General features: G+C 66.4%; 13 protein-coding genes, 1 tRNA gene and 1 pseudogene. 9 read left to right on the top strand and 6 right to left on the bottom strand.

What is annotated here, in order from left to right; all coding sequences use genetic code 11:
- Positions 1-8: 8 nt before the first annotated feature.
- Genes aceF through QLQ85_RS22835 form a run of 3 tightly spaced genes read right to left on the bottom strand, consistent with a single transcriptional unit; the run spans position 9 to position 6,270 of the window.
- Positions 9-1,283, bottom strand: coding sequence for a dihydrolipoyllysine-residue acetyltransferase (gene aceF / locus QLQ85_RS21335; RefSeq protein ID WP_282740839.1), 1,275 nt, complete (start codon positions 1,281-1,283; stop codon positions 9-11).
- 17 nt (positions 1,284-1,300) lie between these two features.
- Positions 1,301-3,964 (bottom strand): pyruvate dehydrogenase (acetyl-transferring), homodimeric type, encoded by a 2,664-nt coding sequence (gene aceE, locus QLQ85_RS21330; RefSeq protein ID WP_282740838.1) that lies wholly within the window; start codon positions 3,962-3,964, stop codon positions 1,301-1,303.
- Positions 3,965-3,999: 35 nt separating this feature from the next.
- Entirely contained in the window at positions 4,000-6,270 is a 2,271-nt protein-coding gene (locus QLQ85_RS22835; protein WP_326521391.1) for an NADP-dependent malic enzyme, read from the bottom strand.
- Positions 6,271-6,521: 251 nt separating this feature from the next.
- Between QLQ85_RS22835 and QLQ85_RS21315 the strand changes: the two are divergent.
- Positions 6,522-6,832, top strand: a pseudogene (locus QLQ85_RS21315) (transposase); the annotation flags it as partial.
- Positions 6,833-6,927: 95 nt separating this feature from the next.
- Here QLQ85_RS21315 and QLQ85_RS21310 read toward each other — a convergent pair.
- Entirely contained in the window at positions 6,928-7,791 is an 864-nt protein-coding gene (locus QLQ85_RS21310) for a YicC/YloC family endoribonuclease (protein WP_282740837.1), read from the bottom strand.
- Between the two features lie 113 nt (positions 7,792-7,904).
- On the opposite strand from QLQ85_RS21310, the gene rph reads away from it, so the two are divergent.
- Positions 7,905-8,627: a ribonuclease PH gene (gene rph, locus QLQ85_RS21305; RefSeq protein WP_282740836.1), complete on the top strand. Its 723-nt coding sequence runs from the start codon at positions 7,905-7,907 to the stop codon at positions 8,625-8,627.
- A 119-nt stretch (positions 8,628-8,746) separates the two neighbouring features.
- Here the strand turns inward: rph and QLQ85_RS21300 are convergent, their stop codons facing one another.
- Positions 8,747-9,514, bottom strand: a complete 768-nt coding sequence (locus tag QLQ85_RS21300; RefSeq protein WP_282740835.1) for an exodeoxyribonuclease III — start codon at positions 9,512-9,514, stop codon at positions 8,747-8,749.
- Positions 9,515-9,590: 76 nt separating this feature from the next.
- Between QLQ85_RS21300 and pyrE the strand changes: the two genes are divergently transcribed.
- The 4 genes from pyrE (at position 9,591) to rep (ending at position 13,539) form a co-directional block, all read left to right on the top strand.
- Positions 9,591-10,304, top strand: a complete 714-nt coding sequence (pyrE, locus tag QLQ85_RS21295; protein WP_282741015.1) for an orotate phosphoribosyltransferase — start codon at positions 9,591-9,593, stop codon at positions 10,302-10,304.
- A gap of 45 nt (positions 10,305-10,349) precedes the next feature.
- The gene (locus tag QLQ85_RS21290) at positions 10,350-10,910 is read left to right on the top strand and encodes a YfaZ family outer membrane protein (RefSeq protein ID WP_282722576.1); all 561 of its coding nucleotides are present in this window, start codon (positions 10,350-10,352) and stop codon (positions 10,908-10,910) included.
- Between the two features lie 73 nt (positions 10,911-10,983).
- Entirely contained in the window at positions 10,984-11,484 is a 501-nt protein-coding gene (gene trmL, locus QLQ85_RS21285) for a tRNA (uridine(34)/cytosine(34)/5-carboxymethylaminomethyluridine(34)-2'-O)-methyltransferase TrmL (RefSeq protein ID WP_282740834.1), read from the top strand.
- Between the two features lie 3 nt (positions 11,485-11,487).
- A complete protein-coding gene (gene rep, locus QLQ85_RS21280) occupies positions 11,488-13,539 on the top strand; it encodes a DNA helicase Rep (protein WP_282740833.1) in 2,052 nt (683 codons plus the stop codon).
- Positions 13,540-13,640: 101 nt separating this feature from the next.
- Here rep and QLQ85_RS21275 read toward each other — a convergent pair whose 3' ends face one another.
- On the bottom strand, positions 13,641-14,474 hold the full coding sequence (locus QLQ85_RS21275) for a c-type cytochrome (protein ID WP_282740832.1): 834 nt from the start codon (positions 14,472-14,474) through the stop codon (positions 13,641-13,643).
- 250 nt (positions 14,475-14,724) lie between these two features.
- Between QLQ85_RS21275 and QLQ85_RS21270 the strand changes: the two genes are divergently transcribed.
- The 3 genes from QLQ85_RS21270 (at position 14,725) to ahpF (ending at position 17,461) form a co-directional block, all read left to right on the top strand.
- Positions 14,725-14,801: transfer RNA gene (locus QLQ85_RS21270), tRNA-Arg, on the top strand.
- A 352-nt stretch (positions 14,802-15,153) separates the two neighbouring features.
- Positions 15,154-15,717 carry an alkyl hydroperoxide reductase subunit C gene (gene ahpC, locus QLQ85_RS21265; RefSeq protein ID WP_282740830.1) on the top strand — a complete coding sequence of 188 codons (564 nt, stop codon included), beginning with the start codon at positions 15,154-15,156 and terminating at the stop codon, positions 15,715-15,717.
- A 187-nt stretch (positions 15,718-15,904) separates the two neighbouring features.
- Positions 15,905-17,461 carry an alkyl hydroperoxide reductase subunit F gene (gene ahpF, locus QLQ85_RS21260; RefSeq protein WP_282740829.1) on the top strand — a complete coding sequence of 519 codons (1,557 nt, stop codon included), beginning with the start codon at positions 15,905-15,907 and terminating at the stop codon, positions 17,459-17,461.
- The last annotated feature ends 114 nt before the right edge of the window (positions 17,462-17,575 follow it).

Raw genomic sequence — 17,575 nt, 5'->3', positions numbered from 1 at the left:
TCGAGTCCTCACATGATGATGCGCCGCATGTCGGCGAGCAGGTTGGCGAAATGGACGTTGAAACGGGCCGCGGCGGCGCCATCGATCACCCGGTGATCCCAGGACAGCGACAGCGGCAGCATGAAGCGCCACGCCGACTGCTTGCCGTCCGGCGAGACCTGCTTCCAGAAGGAGCGACACACGCCCATGATGGCCACTTCGGGGGCGTTGATGATGGGCGTGAAGTACAGCCCGCCGATCCCGCCCAGCGAGGAGATGGTGAAACAGCCGCCCTGCATCTGATCGGGCTTGAGCTTGCCGTCGCGGGCCAGCTTGGCCAGCGCACCCATCTCCTGGGCGATCTCTACCACGCCTTTCTGGTCCGCATCGCGGATCACCGGCACCACCAGGCCGTTGGGCGTGTCGGCGGCGAAGCCGATGTGGTAGTACTGCTTGAGGATCAGGTTGTCGCCTTCCAGCGAGGCATTGAACTCGGGGAACTGCTTCAAGGAGGCGACCGCGGCCTTGATCATGAACGCCAGCATGCTGACCTTGATGCCGGCCTTCTCGTTGGCCTTGTTGAACTGCACCCGGAAGGCTTCCAGGTCGGTGATGTCGGCCTCGTCGTGGTTGGTGACGTGGGGAATTCTCACCCAGTTGCGATGCAGATTGGCACCGGAGATCTTCTTGATGCGCGACAGCGGCTTGGTCTCCACCGGACCGAACTTGCTGAAGTCGACCTTGGGCCAGGGCAGCAGATCCATGCCTTCTCCACCGGACGGGGCCGCAGCCGCCGGTTGTGCCGCCGGGGCGCCGCCCTTGGCGAAGCTCTGGATATCCTCCTGGGTGACCCGTCCCTTGAGGCCGGTCGGCGGCACTCGGTTCAGGTCCACCTCCAGTTCGCGGGCCAGGCGGCGAGCCGAGGGACTGGCGTGAACCCGGCTGAAATCCGCGATCTGGCCGGTCGGCGGTGCGCTGGAGGGGGCCGCCGACGGTGGCGGCCTGTTCCCTGCTTCCTCGGCGGGAGAGGGGGCAGGGGCGGAGGGTGAATCCCCCTCACCTTCTCCTTCCGCCTCCAGCATCAGAATCGTCGACCCCTCGGAGACCGTGTCACCGAGCTTGACCTTGACCTCCTTGACCGTACCCGCGGCAGGCGCGGGCACGTCCATGGAGGCCTTGTCGGACTCCACGGTGATCAGCGGGTCCTCGACCTGGATGCTGTCGCCGGGCTGGACGTGGATTTCGATGATCGGGACATCGGTGAAGTCGCCGATGTCCGGTACCTTGATTTCTTGGATGGCCACTGTTCTTCTCCTCCGGCTCAGGCGTACAGGGGGTTGGGCTTTTCGGGGTCGATGCCGTATTTGGCGATGGCGTCCCGGACCTTGCCGCTCTTGAGCTTGCCCTCGTCGACCAGGGCCTGCAGCGCGGTCACAGTGACGTAATGACGATCCACCTCGAAGTGGCTGCGCAGGGCCTGACGGCTGTCGGAACGGCCGAAGCCATCGGTGCCCAACACCTCGTACCGCCGCGGCACGAAGGGTCGGATCTGTTCGGCGAACATCCGGATGTAGTCGGTAGAGGCGATGACCGGCCCTTCGGTCCCTTCCAGGCACTGCTCGACATGGCTCTTGCGCGGTTTCTTCCCGGGATGCAGCCGGTTCCAGCGCTTGACGGCGTGGCCGTTGCGGGCCAGTTCATTGAAGCTCGGGCAACTCCAGACGTCGGCCGCCACTCCCCAGTCGTCGCGCAGCAGGTCCACCGCGGCAATCACCTCGTTTAGGATGCTGCCACAGCCCAGCAGCTGTACCCGCGGCCCCTTGCCCTCGGCCTTGCTGAACGAGTACATGCCCTTGATGATGCCGTCTTCGGCGCCTTCGGGCAGCGCCGGATGATGGTAGTTCTCGTTCAGCGTGGTGATGTAGTAGAAGACGTTCTCCTGATCCTCGTACATGCGCTTGAGACCATCGCGCACGATCACCGCCACCTCGTAGTGGAAGGTGGGGTCATAGGCGATGCAGTTGGGGATGAACTGGGCAAACAGCTGGCTGTGCCCGTCCTGGTGCTGCAGTCCCTCGCCGTTCAGGGTGGTGCGCCCCGAGGTGCCGCCGATCAGGAAACCCCGTGCCAGCATGTCGCCGGCCGCCCAGGCCAGATCGCCGATGCGCTGGAAGCCGAACATGGAGTAGTAGACGTAGAACGGGATCATGGTGACCCCGTGGTTGCTGTACGACGTGGCCACGGCGATCCATGAGGACATGGCCCCGTCCTCGTTGATGCCTTCCTGCAGGATCTGGCCCTTCTGGTCCTCCCGGTAGGGCATGATCTCCTCGGCGTCCATGGGCACGTACTTCTGCCCTTCGGGGGCATAGATACCGATCTGCCGGAACATGCCCTCCATGCCGAAGGTGCGCGACTCGTCGGCGACGATCGGGGTCAGCCGCGGCCCCAGGGTCTTGTCCCGGGCCAGGGAGACCATGATGCGCACCATGGCCATGGTGGTGGACATGGTGCGCTCACCGGTGTCGGCCAGCACCTGCTTGAACATGTCCAGGGGGGGCGCCTTGAGCAGATCGCCGTTGCGCTGGCGCTGGGGCAGGTAGCCGCCCAGCGCCTTGCGCTGCTCGTGCAGGAACTGCATCTCGGCGCTGTCCTCGGGCGGCTTGAAGAATTCCGCCTTGGTGACCTGTTCGTCACTGAAGGGCAGGTCGAAGCGCTGGTGAAAGTGCCTGAGGTGATCCTCGCCCAGTTTCTTCTTCTGGTGGGTGATGTTCTGGCCTTCACCCCCCTCGCCCATGCCGTAGCCCTTGACGGTCTTCATCAGCAGCACCGAGGGCTTGTCCGTGGTGTTGACCGCCGCGTGATAGGCCGCGTAAACCTTCTGCGGGTCGTGGCCACCGCGAATCAGCTTGTAGTAGATGTCGTCGTCCGACATGTGGGCGACCATTTCCTTGAGCTCCGGATACTTGCCGAAGAAGTGCTCGCGGATGTAGCCGCCGCCCTTGACCTTGAAGTTCTGATACTCGCCGTCGACGCACTCCTCCATGCGCTTGCGCAACAATCCCTTGGTGTCCTTGGCCAGCAGTTCGTCCCAGCCCGATCCCCACAGGCACTTGATGACGTTCCACCCCGCGCCCCGGAAGTTGCCTTCCAGTTCCTGGACGATCTTGCTGTTGCCTCGCACCGGGCCGTCCAGACGCTGCAGATTGCAGTTGATCACGAAGATCAGATTGTCCAGCTTCTCCCGGTTGGCCAGGGCGATGGCCCCCTGGGATTGTGGCTCGTCCATCTCGCCGTCGCCCAGAAACGCCCAGACCTTGCGTCCCTCGGTATCGGCAAGCCCCCGATGCTGGAGGTACTTCATGAAGCGTGCCTGATAGATGGCCATGATCGGCGCCAGCCCCATGGACACGGTGGAGACCTGCCAGAAGTCCGGCATCAGATAGGGGTGGGGATAGGAGGAGAGCCCCTTGCCGTCCACTTCCAGGCGGAAGTTCTCCAGTTGCTCCTCGGAGAGCCGTCCCTCCAGGAATGCCCGCGCGTAGATACCCGGCGCGCAATGGCCCTGCACGTAGATGATGTCGCCCCCGTGGCTGTCGCTGGGGGCATGCCAGAAATGGTTGAAGCCCACCTCGTACATCACCGCCGAAGACGCGTAGCTGGCAATATGCCCGCCGGGTTCGGCAGGTTTCTTGTTGGCGCGCACTACCATGGCCATGGCGTTCCAGCGCAGGTAGGCGGTCAGCCGCTGCAGCAAGGCTTCGTCGCCGGGCAGCTTGGCCTCCTTGTGGGGCGGGATGGTGTTCACATAGGGCGTGCGGGTGGTGTCCGGCGGCTCGGCGCCGGTCCGGTAGGCTTCTTCCACCGCCTTGTGCAGCAGGTAGGTGGCTCGCTCGGGACCCACCCGCTCCACCACCACGTCGATGGCTTCCTGCCACTCCCGGGTTTCCCGTGGATCGAAGTCGTTGTAGTTGTCGAATGCCATGGGTCGTCTCCCTTGGTTGGGTCGAATTGTTTTATTTATCGATCGGCCTGTGCCTCGACCACGGCGAAGGCGCTCATGTTGGCGATCCCCCGTGCGGTGACCGTGCGGTTGAGCACATGAACCGGCTTGGCGGCCCCCAGCAGGATGGGTCCCACGGACACGCCGTTGCCCAGTACCTTCAGGGCGGAAAAGGCGATGTTCGCCGCGTCCAGGTTGGGCATGATCAACAGATTGGCCTCGCCGTCGAGCAGCGAATCGGGCAGGATGCGCCCGCGCACGCCGGTGGACAGCGCCGAGTCGGCCTGCATCTCGCCGTCCACTATCAGATCCGGTGCGCGTTCCCGGATCAGCGCCAGTGCCTGGCGCATCTTCCCGGCACTGTCGAAGTCGGAGCTGCCGAAATTCGAGTGGGAGACCAGGGCGGCCCGGGGCGTGATGCCGAAGCGGCGAACCTGCTCCGCGGCCAGCAGGGTGATCTCGGCGATCTGACCGGCATCGGGATCGTAATTGACGAAGGGATCGGCAATGAACAGGGTGGCCCGTTCGAGGATCAGCAGTTGCAGGGCGGCAGGCGTGCTGACGCCCTCGCGTAGGCCGATGACGTCCAGCACCGAGTCCAGGTGCTCGTGGTAGGTGCCCACCGGGCCGGCGATCATGGCGTCCACATCGCCCCGGCGCAGCAGCAGCGAGGCCAGGATGGTGGCCCGGTTGCGGACTCGCTTCTCGGCGGCCTCCGGATGGACGCCGCGCCGCCCCATCAGCTTGTGGTACTCGCTGGCCAGTTCGGCGTAGTCGGGATAGTCCTGGGCGTCGATCAGCTCGAAATCGACGCCGGGCGTCACCGGCAGGCCCAGTTCCTGGATGCGCTCCTCGATGATCGCACGGCGGCCGATCACTACGGGTCTGGCATAGCGCTGAGTGACACAGACCTCCATGGCGCGGAGGACGCGCTCGTCCTCGCCCTCGGCGTACAACAAGCGCAGTGGATGCTGTCGCGCCCGCTCGAACACCGGCTCCATCACATTGCCGGAGCGGTAGACCAGTTTGGACAGCGAGCGGGTATAGGCCTCCAGGTCGGCGATGGGGCGCGCGGCCACACCGCTGTCCATGGCGGCCTTGGCCACCGCCGGCGGGATGGTGTCGATCAGGCGCGGGTCGAAGGGTTTGGGGAGAATGTACTCCGGGCCGAAGGTCAGCGCCTGTCCGCCATAGGCCGCCGCGACCGTTTCCGGCACCGTGGTGGTCGCCATGTCGGCGATGGCCTTGACGGTGGCCAGTTTCATCTCCTCGTTGATGGTGGTGGCGCCGCAGTCCAGGGCGCCGCGGAAGATGAACGGAAAGCACAGGACGTTGTTGACCTGGTTGGGGTAGTCCGAGCGTCCGGTGGCGATCACCGCATCCGGGCGCACCGCCTTGGCGTGCTCCGGCATGATTTCCGGGTTGGGGTTGGCCATGGCCAGGATCAGTGGGCGATCGGCCATGGTCGCCACCATCTCCGGTTTGAGGGCGCCCCCGGCCGAGAGACCGAAGAACACGTCGGCCCCGTGGACGGCATCGGCCAGGGTGCGGGCCTCGGTGCGGGCCGCGTAGCGCGCCTTGTAGGGATCCATGTCCTCGCTACGGTCGGTGTGGATCACGCCACTGCGGTCGCAGACCAGGATGTTGTCCTTGCGGACCCCCAGGGCCACCGCCAGATCCAGACAGGCCAGGGCCGCCGCCCCCGCGCCGTTGCAGACCAGGCGGATGTCGCCGAGCTCCTTGCCCACCACCCGCAGGCCGTTGAGCAGGGCGGCCGCCGAGACGATAGCGGTACCGTGCTGGTCGTCGTGGAAGACCGGGATCTTCATCCGCTCGCGCAGGCGCCGCTCGATCTCGAAGCATTCCGGTGCCTTGATGTCTTCCAGATTGATGCCGCCGAAGGTGGCCTCCAGGCCGGCGATGATCTCGATCAGCTTGTCCGGGTCGCGCTCCTCGATCTCGATGTCGAACACGTCCACGTCGGCGAACTTCTTGAACAGCACGGCCTTGCCTTCCATCACCGGCTTGGAAGCCAGGGCGCCGATGCTACCCAGCCCCAGCACCGCGGTGCCGTTGCTGACCACGGCCACCAGATTGCCGCGGGCGGTGTACTCGGCCGCCTGCAGGGGGTCACGTTCGATCTCCTCGCAGGCCGCGGCCACTCCGGGCGAATAGGCCAGCGACAGATCCCGCTGGCTGGCCATGGGCTTGATCGCCTGGATCGCCAGCTTGCCGGGGCGGGGGAATCGATGGTACTTCAAGGCGCTGTCGCGCAAATCGTCTGCCATGTGCTTTACCTCACTCGCTTTCTCTCGCGGCGACGGGGCCTGCCGTGAGCCAGGCCGGGGTGGCATCAACGCCCATTACACCGCAATGGCCATGCCTTCATATTGAAATATCTGGCATTTCATATGGTTGCGATAGCGTCATTCGACCTTGGTCGAAGCGTGATGGGCAAGGATGGGCTGGAATCCCGCACGGGACAGGTGTTGCGGTGTGCGGGTTTCCGCCCAGAGCCTCGTACTATAGCCGTAACTGAATACGCTACCTTCAGGAACTGCTCAGCAGTGCGAACGAAGGAATGGCCGGCACCCTGCCGAGTGGCTCGGGGATGCATCCCCGGATGGGGTGCAGTACCTGTTGTTGGATCGTGCCCGCTGGGATGCGGAGGCAGCACGCGATCTCCTCCGCCAAAGGGCCATCGCTACGCGGGGCCCGCCTGAAGGTGTCCTGGTCCTGGACGAGACCGGCTTTATCAAGAAAGGTCTGCACTCGGCCGCTGTGCAACGCCAGTACAGCGGCACCGCCGGCCGTATCGACAATCGTCAGATTGGGGGCTTTCTTCTCTATACCGCTTCGGATCATCGTGGACAACCATAGACAAGCTCCGTCTTATGGTGCCTAGAAAACAGTAGCTTATGGCCTTGTGTGGCTGAGCGTGGAGATCACTCTATGTTCTGGATCTGCTCGCGCATCTGCTCGATCAGCACCTTTAGCTCCACGGCGCAGCGGGTGGTGCTGGCGACCACCGCCTTGGAGGAGAGGGTGTTGGCCTCGCGGTTGAGCTCCTGCATCAGGAAGTCGAGGCGCCGTCCCACGGGCCCCTTCTGGCCCAGCTGGCGCTCGACCTCGCCGACATGGGTCGCCAGGCGGTCGAGCTCCTCGTCGACGTCGGCCTTGTGGGCCAGCAGCACCAGCTCGGCCTCGAGCCGCTGGGGCTCGAGGTCGGCCTTGACCGCCTCGAGGCGCTCCAGCAGCTGGGCACGCTGGCGCTCGAGGATTTCCGGCATCAGCCGGCGTACCTCGGCCACCTGGGCGTTCACCGCCACTAGCCGCTCGCGAATCAGGACCGCCAGCTTGTCGCCCTCGCGGGCGCGGCCGGCGATCAGGTCGTCGAGGGCGGCATGGAACAGCGCGGTGGCCTCGGCCTTGACGGTCTCGAGGTCCGGGCCCCGGGCGTCGAGCACGCCGGGGTGGTCGAGCAGCGCCAGGGCGTCGGGCATCGGGGCCTCGCTCACCACGCCGCGCACCTCGACCAGGGCCGCGGCGAGGGCCTCGAGCCGTTCGCGGCTGACGGCCAGTGTCGCCGCGCTGCTGGCCGGCTCGAAGCGCAGGGTGCACTCCACCTTGCCGCGGGCCAGGCGCGAGCGCAGCGCCTCGCGGAAGGTCGGCTCCAGGTCGCGCAGGCTCTCCGGCAGCCGGAAGTGGGGGTCCAGGTAGCGCTGGTTCACCGAGCGCAGCTCCAGTTGCAGGCTGCCCCAGTCGGCTTCCCGGCCCAGGCGGGCGAAGGCGGTCATGCTGTGAGCCATGGGAACTCCTGATGCATCGCGGCGTGGGGCACCAGTGTACCCGATTAAGGGTGTAGAATGGCGGCCCCAGGCCGGCAGCGGCCGTGACGCTCAATCGAACGACGAGAGGTTCTATGCGCCCCAGTGGACGACAGCCCGACCAGCCCCGCGAGATCCGCCTGACCCGCGACTATACCCGCCACGCCGAGGGGTCGGTGCTGGTGGAGTTCGGCGATACCCGGGTGCTGTGCAACGCCAGCGTCGAGGCCGGGGTGCCACGCTGGCTACGCGGCAAGGGCCAGGGCTGGGTCACCGCCGAATACGGCATGCTGCCCCGTGCCACCCATACCCGTGGCGGGCGCGAGGCGGCCCGCGGCAAGCAGGGCGGGCGCACCCTGGAGATCCAGCGGCTGATCGGCCGCTCGCTGCGGGCGGCGGTGAACCTCAAGAAGCTCGGCGAGTTCACCATCACCGTGGACTGCGACGTGATCCAGGCCGATGGCGGTACCCGCACCGCCTCGATCACCGGGGGGTGCGTGGCACTGATCGATGCCATCCGCTACCTGCAGCGCGAGAAGAAGATCAAGGGCGACCCCTTCCAGCAACTGGTCAGCTCGGTCTCGGTGGGTATCTTCAAGGGCGTCCCGGTGGTCGATCTCGACTACCCGGAGGACAGCGGTGCCGACACCGACATGAACGTGGTGATGGCCGAGAGCGGCGGGATGATCGAGGTGCAGGGCACCGCCGAGGCGGGCACCTTCTCCCGGGCCGAACTCGACGCCATGCTCGATCTGGCCGAGAAGGCCGGCACCGAGCTGTTCGCCCATCAGCGCGAGGCGCTGGGGATTCGCCGCTGACATGGTGTTGGCGCGAATGGCGCCGGGGACAGCCATGAGCCACTACCTAACGCAACACGCCGGCCCCTGGGCCGGCGTGTTGCGTTCCGGACGGGCCGGAGCGGCGACGAAGGGCGCGATCAGAGCGTCAGGTCGTACTCGACGATCAGCGGGGCGAACTCGGAGAAGGTGGCGTCATGGTCGATCCAGGCGTCGACCACATGGCGGCGGAAGTTGGGGCCCAACACCTGGTAGTCGATGCGCCAGCCCTCCTGGCGTGAGCGCGGCTGGTCCTGGTCGAGTGCCGGCCACCAGGTGTACTCGCCGGCATCGCGATTGATCTCGCGGAAGGTGTCGATGAAGCCGGTGGGGCCGAACACCTGGTCCATCCAGGCGCGCTCTTCGGGCCTGAAGCCGGGGGTGGTCTGGTTGTCCGCCCAGTTGGCCAGGTCGATGGTCTTGTGGGCGATGTGCCAGGTGCCGCAGATGATGTATTCCCGGCGCTTGCGGGCCATCTTGGCCAGGTACTCCTGGTACTGGGCCATGAAGGCCTGCTTGGCGTTCGGGTCGCTGCCGTCGGGCATCAGGAAGCTGGCGATGCTGAAACGGTCGTAGTCGGCCTGCAGGAAGCGGCCTTCGTGGTCGCACTGCGGGAAGCCCAGGCCGTACATGATGGCCTTGGGGATCTTGCGGCAGTAGAGCCCGACGCCGGAGAAGCCGTCCTGCTCGGCGTCGAGGAAGTAGCCCTCGTAGCCTTCCGGGTAGAGGATGCTGTCGTCCAGCTCGAAGCTCTTGGCCTTGAGGTTCTGTACGCAGACGACATCGGCATCCTGGTCGGCCAGCCAGTCGAGAAAGCCCCGACCGACCGCCTCCCGGATGCCGTTGACATTGATGGTGGCGATTTTCATACATGGTCCCTTTTGCGTCGCGCGTGTATGATACCCGACGTTTCGACGTTTGGGTAAATGGCCTTTGCCCATGAACATGATAAGAGAGGCCGAGGGGGAGAGTGACGGCGTGCCCAGGCAGCAGAACGGCGAATTGCAAGCCTACCAGCGAGAGTTCATCGAGTTCGCCATCGAGCAGGGGGTACTGCGCTTCGGCGAGTTCACCCTGAAGTCGGGCCGGGTCAGCCCCTACTTCTTCAACGCGGGGCTGTTCCGCACCGGCCGGGCGCTGGCTCGCCTCGGCCGTTTCTATGCCCGCGCCATCGCCGACAGCGGCATCGCGGTCGATGTGCTGTTCGGCCCCGCCTACAAGGGGATTCCGCTGGCGGCTACCACCGCCGTGGCCCTGGCCGACCACCATGATCGTGACCTGCCCTACGCCTTCAACCGCAAGGAGGCCAAGGCCCACGGCGAGGGCGGCAGCATCGTCGGCGCCGAGCTCGAGGGCCGCATCCTGATCATCGATGACGTGATCACCGCCGGCACCGCCATCCGCGAGGTGATGGGGCTGATCGAGGCCGCCGGTGCCCGGGCCGCCGGCGTGGTCATCGCCCTGGACCGCCAGGAGCGCGGCAATGGCGTGCAGAGCGCGATCCAGGAAGTCGAAGCCAACTTCGGCATGCCGGTGATCAGTATCGTGACGCTGGACATGGTCCTGGCCTATCTTGAACAGCATGCAGGCGATGATCTCCGGGATCATGCGGCGGCCATTCGTGACTATCGCGCGCGCTATGGGGTGCGGGTCGGCTGACCGCAGCACAGCAGTCATGCCCAGGGGGCGGACAAGGAGAGTGACATGAGACGGGTCATCATCACCATCGTCGGGGCGATGCTGCTGGGCGCCGTATCCCTGTCCCAGGCCCAGACCGCCAACCTGGACCTGAACCTCGGCCAGGACGCCGTGCAGTTCGAGGCGGCCGGCGAGCTGACCGACGGTATCTCCCTGGGTGGTGGCGTGATCGACAGCGACGACCGTGGCGATGCCACGGCCTTCCATGCCCAGTTGCTCGGCGTGGAGCGCAACGCCGACTACGATATCGGCGTGGGTGCCCGCTGGACCCAGTTCGACACCGACCATGGCGACGGCGGCGGCCTGGGCCTCGGCGGCTACGGCTATGCCTATGTGCCCGCCATGCCGGCGCTGTCGCTGGGGGGCTACGGCTTCTACACCCCGAGCGCGGTCAGTACCCGTGACCTGCATGACGGCTACGAACTGGGGGTGCGCGCCCGCTATGCCTTCACTCCCAACGTCGACGGCTATGTCGGCTACCGCGCCCTGCGTGCCGATTTCGACAACGATGGCGGTTCGCGCACCCTGGACAGTGGCCCGCTGCTGGGCGTGCGTCTCACTTTCTGAGCCGCTCCCGAGCCTTTCGCGTCGGGCCCCGGATGGGGCCCGACTGCGTTGCGGGTCACCCTGCAGGAGTTTCATGCTCGATATCGTCCTCTACCAGCCGGAGATCGCCCCCAACACCGGCAACCTGATCCGCCTGTGCGCCAACACCGGCTTCCGCCTGCACCTGATCGAGCCGCTGGGCTTCGAGCTCGACGACCGGCGCCTGCGGCGTGCCGGGCTCGACTACCACGAGTGGGCCCGGGTGACGACACACCCCGGCTGGCGTGCCTTTCTCGAGGCGGTGGCGCCCGAGCGGGTGTTCGCCGTATCGACACGGGGACGGACCGGCTATCATGAGCCGGCCTATCGGCAGGGCGATGCCCTGGTGTTCGGCCCCGAGACCCGCGGCCTGCCCCAGACGATGCTCGACGCCCTGCCGGAATCCCGACGCCTGCGCATTCCCATGTTGCCCGAGAGCCGCAGCCTGAACCTCTCCAACGCCTGCGCGGTGATCGTCTTCGAGGCCTGGCGCCAGCTGGATTTCGCGGGAGCCGGCCTGCCGGGGTCCGTGGAAGCCGGCCCCCCGAAGGAGTAAGCGATGTCGATCAAGCAGCGCCTGGCCAAGTTGAACCCCCGTCAGCAGGAAGCGGTGCGCTATATCGATGGCCCCTGCCTGGTGCTGGCCGGCGCCGGCTCGGGCAAGACCAGCGTGATCACCACCAAGATCGCCTACCTGGTGCAGGAGTGCGGCATGAGCGCACGCCGGATCGCCGCCGTGACCTTCACCAACAAGGCGGCCCGCGAGATGAAGGAGCGGGTGGGCCAGATGCTCAAGGGGCGCGAGGGACACGGCCTGACCGTCTCCACCTTCCATACCCTGGGCCTCAACATCATTCGCGCCGAGCTCAAGGCGCTGGGCTACAGGCCCGGTTTCTCGCTGTTCGACCCCGAGGACGCCAAGGCGCTGCTGCGCGACCTGATGAACAAGGACGCCCAGGTCGACGCCGACCAGATCAACCGGGTCCAGCACCAGATCTCCCAGTGGAAGAACGACCTGATCCTGCCCGGCCAGGCGCTCTCCCACGCCGCGGACGACGACGAGCAGTACGCGGCGAGGGTCTTCGAGGCCTACGGTCGCCACCTCAAGGCCTACAACGCCGTCGACTTCGACGACCTGATCCTGCTGCCGGTGGTGCTGCTGCGCGACGATCCGGAGGCGCTCGCCCGCTGGCGGCGCAAGATCCACTACATGCTGGTGGACGAGTACCAGGACACCAACGTCAGCCAGTACCAGCTGGTCCAGCTGCTGATGGGGGAGCGAAAGACCTTCACCGTGGTCGGCGACGACGACCAGTCGATCTACGCCTGGCGCGGTGCCCGGCCGGAGAACCTGGTGACCCTGGGCGAGGACTTCCCGCGGCTCAACGTGATCAAGCTGGAGCAGAACTACCGCTCCACCGGCACCATCCTGCGCGCCGCCAACACCCTGATTGCCAACAACCCCCACGTCTACGAGAAGACCCTGTGGTCGGAGATGGGGCAGGGCGCGGCGATCCGTGTGGTGGTCAACCGCCACGAGGAGGCCGAGGCCGAGCGGGTCGCCAGCGAGATCCTCACCCGGCGCATCAAGGAGCGGGCCGAGTGGCGCGACTTCGCGGTGCTCTACCGCGGCAACTTCCAGGCTCGGCTGCTCGAGCTCAAGCTGCAGCACTACCAGATCCCCTACAAGCTCTCCGGCGGTACGTCCTTCTTCTCGCGCAACGAGATCAAGGACGCCATGGCCTACCTGCGACTGCTGATCAACCCGGCCGACGACAATGCCTTCCTGCGCATCGTCAACGTGCCGCGCCGGGAGATCGGCCCCGGTACCCTGGAGAAGCTCGCCAACTACGCCACCGAGCGCGGGATCTCGCTGTTCGCCGCCTGCCACGAGCTGGGCCTGGAGCAGTTGCTGCCCACGCGGGCCGTGGAACGGCTGTCGCGCTTCACCCACTTCATCGATGGCGTACGCCGGCGCATGGATCAGGGCGATGCCCTCGCCGCCATTCGCGACATGCTGCGCGAGATGGACTACGAGGCCTGGCTCTACCAGAACGCCAGCGCCCCGACCATCGCCGAGCGGCGCATGGCCAACGTCTGGATCCTGATCGACCAGCTCGAGAAGTCGATGCAGCGCGAGCCGGAAGAGACCACGGCGAGCGAGGAGACCGAGACCGAGGGCGTCGAGGCCGCCATCTCGCGCCTGGTGCTGCGCGACATCCTCGAGCAGCAGGCCGAGGAGGACGATTCCGACCGGGTGCAACTGCTCACCATGCACGCCTCCAAGGGGCTGGAGTTTCCCCACGTCTACCTGATGGGGCTCGAGGAGGAGCTGCTGCCCCACCGCAACGCCATCGAGGCCGGCACCGTCGAGGAGGAGCGCCGCCTGGCCTATGTGGGCATCACCCGGGCCCGGCAGACCCTGACGCTGACCCTGGCGCGTCAGCGCAAGGCCTACGGCGAACTGATGGACTGTGCGCCGAGCCGCTTCCTCGACGAGCTGCCCGCCGATGACCTCGACTGGGAAGGGCGCGCCGACAAGGAGGACCCGGAAAAGAAGCAGGCCCGTGGCCAGGACGCCATCGCCGGGCTGCGTTCCTTGTTGAGCTGAATTGGCCGAAGGCTCCTGCCGGGCTTAGGCTCGACGGATCGACCCATAACGCGAAAGGGCGCCAAACGGCGCCCTTTCGTGGTCTCTTCGGGTAGGTCGGTTTACTGCGCCTCGGCGACCATATAGTCGACGATGGCTTGTACCTCCTCGTCGGAGAGGGCCATGGCGCCGCCCTTTGGCGGCATGGCGCCGATGCCGTTGATGGCGCTCTCGTACAGGGCCTCGATGCCCTTGTCGATACGCGGCCCCCAGGCCTCGGCATCGCCCACCACCGGAGCGCCGGCGGCACCGCTGTCGTGACAGGCGACACAGGCCGAACCGGCGTAGAGCGCCTCGCCATCCAGGCCGGACTCGGCGGTGGCCGACTCCTCGTCCTCTGACGCGGCCTCGTCCTCTGACGCGGCATCGTCCTCTGAGGCGGCATCGTCTTCCGGTGCGGCATCGTCGGTGGCCCCTTCCTCGGCGACCTCGTCGTCACCGCCCACGTCCGGCACGTCCATCACCGGGTCGAGCATGTAGGCCACTACGGCTTCCATCTCCTCGTCGGAGAGGTTGGGGTTGCCACCCTTGGCCGGCATGGCACCGACGCCGTTGGTGGCGTTGGCGAGCAGCTCCTCCCAGCCCTTGTCGACACGCTCGGCCCAGGCAGCCTCCTCGCCGCGCACCGGAGCGCCGGCGGCGCCGGAGTCGTGACAGGCGGCACAGACGCTGCCGTAGATGGATTCGCCATCGGCGCCGCTCGAGCCACTGTCTCCGCCGCCATTGCCGCCGGCAGCGGACGCCGTCCCGCAATCCTCGCCCTGCAGGCACAGCTGGCCCACCGGCGTGAGCCGCTCGGCGATGGCGTCACGGTCTTCCTCGGCCTGGGCGGAGGCCAGGCCTGCGGTCAGGCCGAGGGCGGCAAGGCCCCCCATGATCAGCTTGCTGGATTTCACTCTCACCACCTCTTGACGGTCCTGTAATCAAATCTGCCCGTGGCGACGTCGCGAACGGCATCACGACGGCCGAGGGACGCCCTGGCGCGCACAATGGGCGACAGTATACCGGCAACGCTTTCGGCTGGAAAATGTCGCCGCCAATGACTTTGGCCGCATGTTCCTGGTCCTGCTGGGCTCTCGCTGGACAGGAGGGGGGCAGCCGGGTAGGATGTGGACCGCTCGACGACGCCTTCGTCGCGGGCGACAAGCGCCCGTAGCTCAGCTGGATAGAGTATCGGCCTCCGAAGCCGAGGGTCGCAGGTTCAAGTCCTGCCGGGCGCGCCAATTCCAAGGGCCTGCGAGAGATCGCAGGCCCTTCGTCTTTGCATGGGGTGCCGGAAACGGCCCCGGTACCTGCTCTCCACGGGGAGGGGTGGAGCCGAGGGCGGTGTGGCGCCGGGGCTGGATTTCCTGGTGACCGGCTGATAGGTTCGATGGCTTCGCGGGGCGCCGCCATGCGCGCCCCGAGGGCCGCTGAGGCACGTCCCCGGTATCGGTGTCGTGCCAGGGAATGGCGTGGCATAGGCGCCGCCTATCGCCTCCATGTCGCCATTCAATTTAGCCCATCGGCCAAAAGGGGCTACCATGGCCCCCGTATCCTGATCCACCCCCCACCCATCAAGGAGTGATCCACGCGATGTCCCTGATCAATACCGAAGTCAAGCCGTTCAAAGCCACCGCCTTCCACAATGGCGAGTTCATCGACGTCACCGAAGCGAGCCTGAAGGGCAAGTGGAACGTCTTCTTCTTCTATCCGGCCGACTTCACCTTCGTCTGCCCCACCGAGCTGGGTGACCTGGCAGACAACTACGAGGAGTTCAAGAAGCTGGGCGTCGAGGTCTACGGCGTCTCCACCGACACCCACTTCACCCACAAGGCGTGGCACGACAGCTCCGAGACCATCAACAAGATCCAGTACCCGATGCTGGCCGACCCGACCCTGGCCATCTCGCGCAACTTCGAAGTGCTGATCGAGGACGCCGGCTTGGCCGAGCGTGGCACCTTCGTGATCGACCCGGAAGGCAAGATCCAGATCGTCGAGATCAACGCCGGCAACATCGGCCGCAACGCCGAGGAACTGCTGCGCAAGGTCAAGGCCGCCCAGTACGTGGCTGCCAACCCGAACGAGGTCTGCCCCGCCAAGTGGCAGGAAGGCGAAGCCACCCTGGCACCGTCCCTGGACCTGGTCGGCAAGATCTAAGCGATCGACGACCCGCCGCGAGGCCGTCCCCCGGCCTCGCCCGTCCTCTACCCGGGCGGCTTCCGCCCGGGTACCCGTTTCGCGTCCCGATGCCGTCTGCGCGACCCCTCCGAGGGTGTCGTCATGGGCAGCTCGTGACCATGGTTCCCCGAGACCACGCTTACCGAACATGAAGGAAACCGCTGTCATGTTGGACGACAATCTGAAAAGCCAGCTCAAAGCCTATCTGGAAAAGGTCACCCAGCCGTTCGAGATCGTCGCCTCCCTCGATGACGGCGCCAAGTCTGAAGAGCTGCATAGTCTGCTCACCGACATCGTCGGCCTGACCGACAAGATTTCCCTGCGTACCGACGGCACCGATCCGCGCAAGCCGTCGTTCGCACTCAACCGCCCGGGGGAGGAGACCGGCCTGGTCTTCGCCGGCATCCCCATGGGCCATGAGTTCACCTCCCTGGTGCTGGCGCTGCTGCAGGTCGGCGGTCATCCGCCCAAGGCAAGCGACGAGGTGATCGACCAGATCAAGGGCCTCGAGGGCGAGCTGCGCTTCGAGACCTACTACTCGCTCTCCTGCCAGAACTGCCCGGACGTGGTGCAGGCGCTGAACCTGATGGCGATCCTCAACCCCGACGTCCATCACGTGGCCATCGACGGCGCGCTGTTCCAGGACGAGGTGGAAGAGCGCCAGGTGATGTCGGTGCCGAGCATCTACCTGAACGGCGAGCCCTTCGACCAGGGCCGCATGAGCCTCGAGCAGATCCTGGCCAGGGTCGATACCGGTGCCGCCAAGCGCGAGGCCGCCAGGCTCAACGACAAGTCCGCCTTCGACGTGCTGGTGGTGGGCGGTGGCCCGGCCGGCGCCGCGGCGGCCGTGTATGCGGCGCGCAAGGGCATCCGCACCGGTGTCGCCGCCGAGCGATTCGGCGGCCAGGTGCTCGACACCCTGGCGATCGAGAACTTCATCTCCGTGCAGCAGACCGAGGGGCCCAAGCTGGCCGCGGCCCTGGAGGAGCACGTCAAGCAGTACGACGTCGATATCATGAACCTGCAGCGTGCGGTCACGCTGGTGCCGGCCGCCCGGCCCGGCGGCGAGCACCGGGTGCAGTTCGAATCCGGGGCCACGCTGTCGAGCAGGACCCTGATCCTGGCCACCGGTGCCCGCTGGCGTGAGCTGGGCGTGCCCGGCGAGGCCGAGTACCGCAACCGCGGCGTGGCCTACTGCCCGCACTGCGACGGCCCGCTGTTCAAGGGCAAGCGGGTGGCGGTGATCGGTGGCGGCAACTCCGGCGTCGAGGCGGCCATCGACCTGGCCGGCCTGGTCGCCGAGGTCACCCTGATCGAGTTCATGGATGAGCTGCGCGCCGATGCGGTGCTGCAGAAGAAGCTCAGGAGCCTGCCCAATGTCGAGGTCATCACCGGTGCGAAGACCTCCGAGGTGAACGGCGACGGTACCCGCGTCAACGGCCTGACCTACGAGGATCGCGCCAGCGGCGAGCGCCACAGGCTCGACCTCGAGGGTGTCTTCGTGCAGATCGGCCTGGTGCCCAACACCGAGTGGCTCGAGGGCTCTCCGGTGGAACTCTCCGAGCGCGGCGAGATCATCACCGACGAGCGCGGCATGACCTCGGTTCCCGGTATCTTCGCCGCCGGCGATGTCACCACCGTGCCCTACAAGCAGATCGTCATCGCCATGGGCGAGGGTTCCAAGGCCGCGCTGGGCGCCTTCGATCATCTCATTCGAAGCTGACGACACCCCGGCTCGTGGCCGCCACGGCGGTCACTGCGCCCCCTCCGGCCACGCCGGCGGGGGCGACGTCGTTCGGGGCGAGTTGCTCCACGCCGGGAAAAGATGCAAGGCATC

Source organism: Halomonas kalidii, from assembly GCF_030010475.1.
GTDB classification, from domain to species: Bacteria; Pseudomonadota; Gammaproteobacteria; order Pseudomonadales; family Halomonadaceae; genus Halomonas; species Halomonas heilongjiangensis.
Note: the sequence above shows the minus strand (reverse complement) of the source record. Positions and strands in the feature narration are given on the sequence as shown.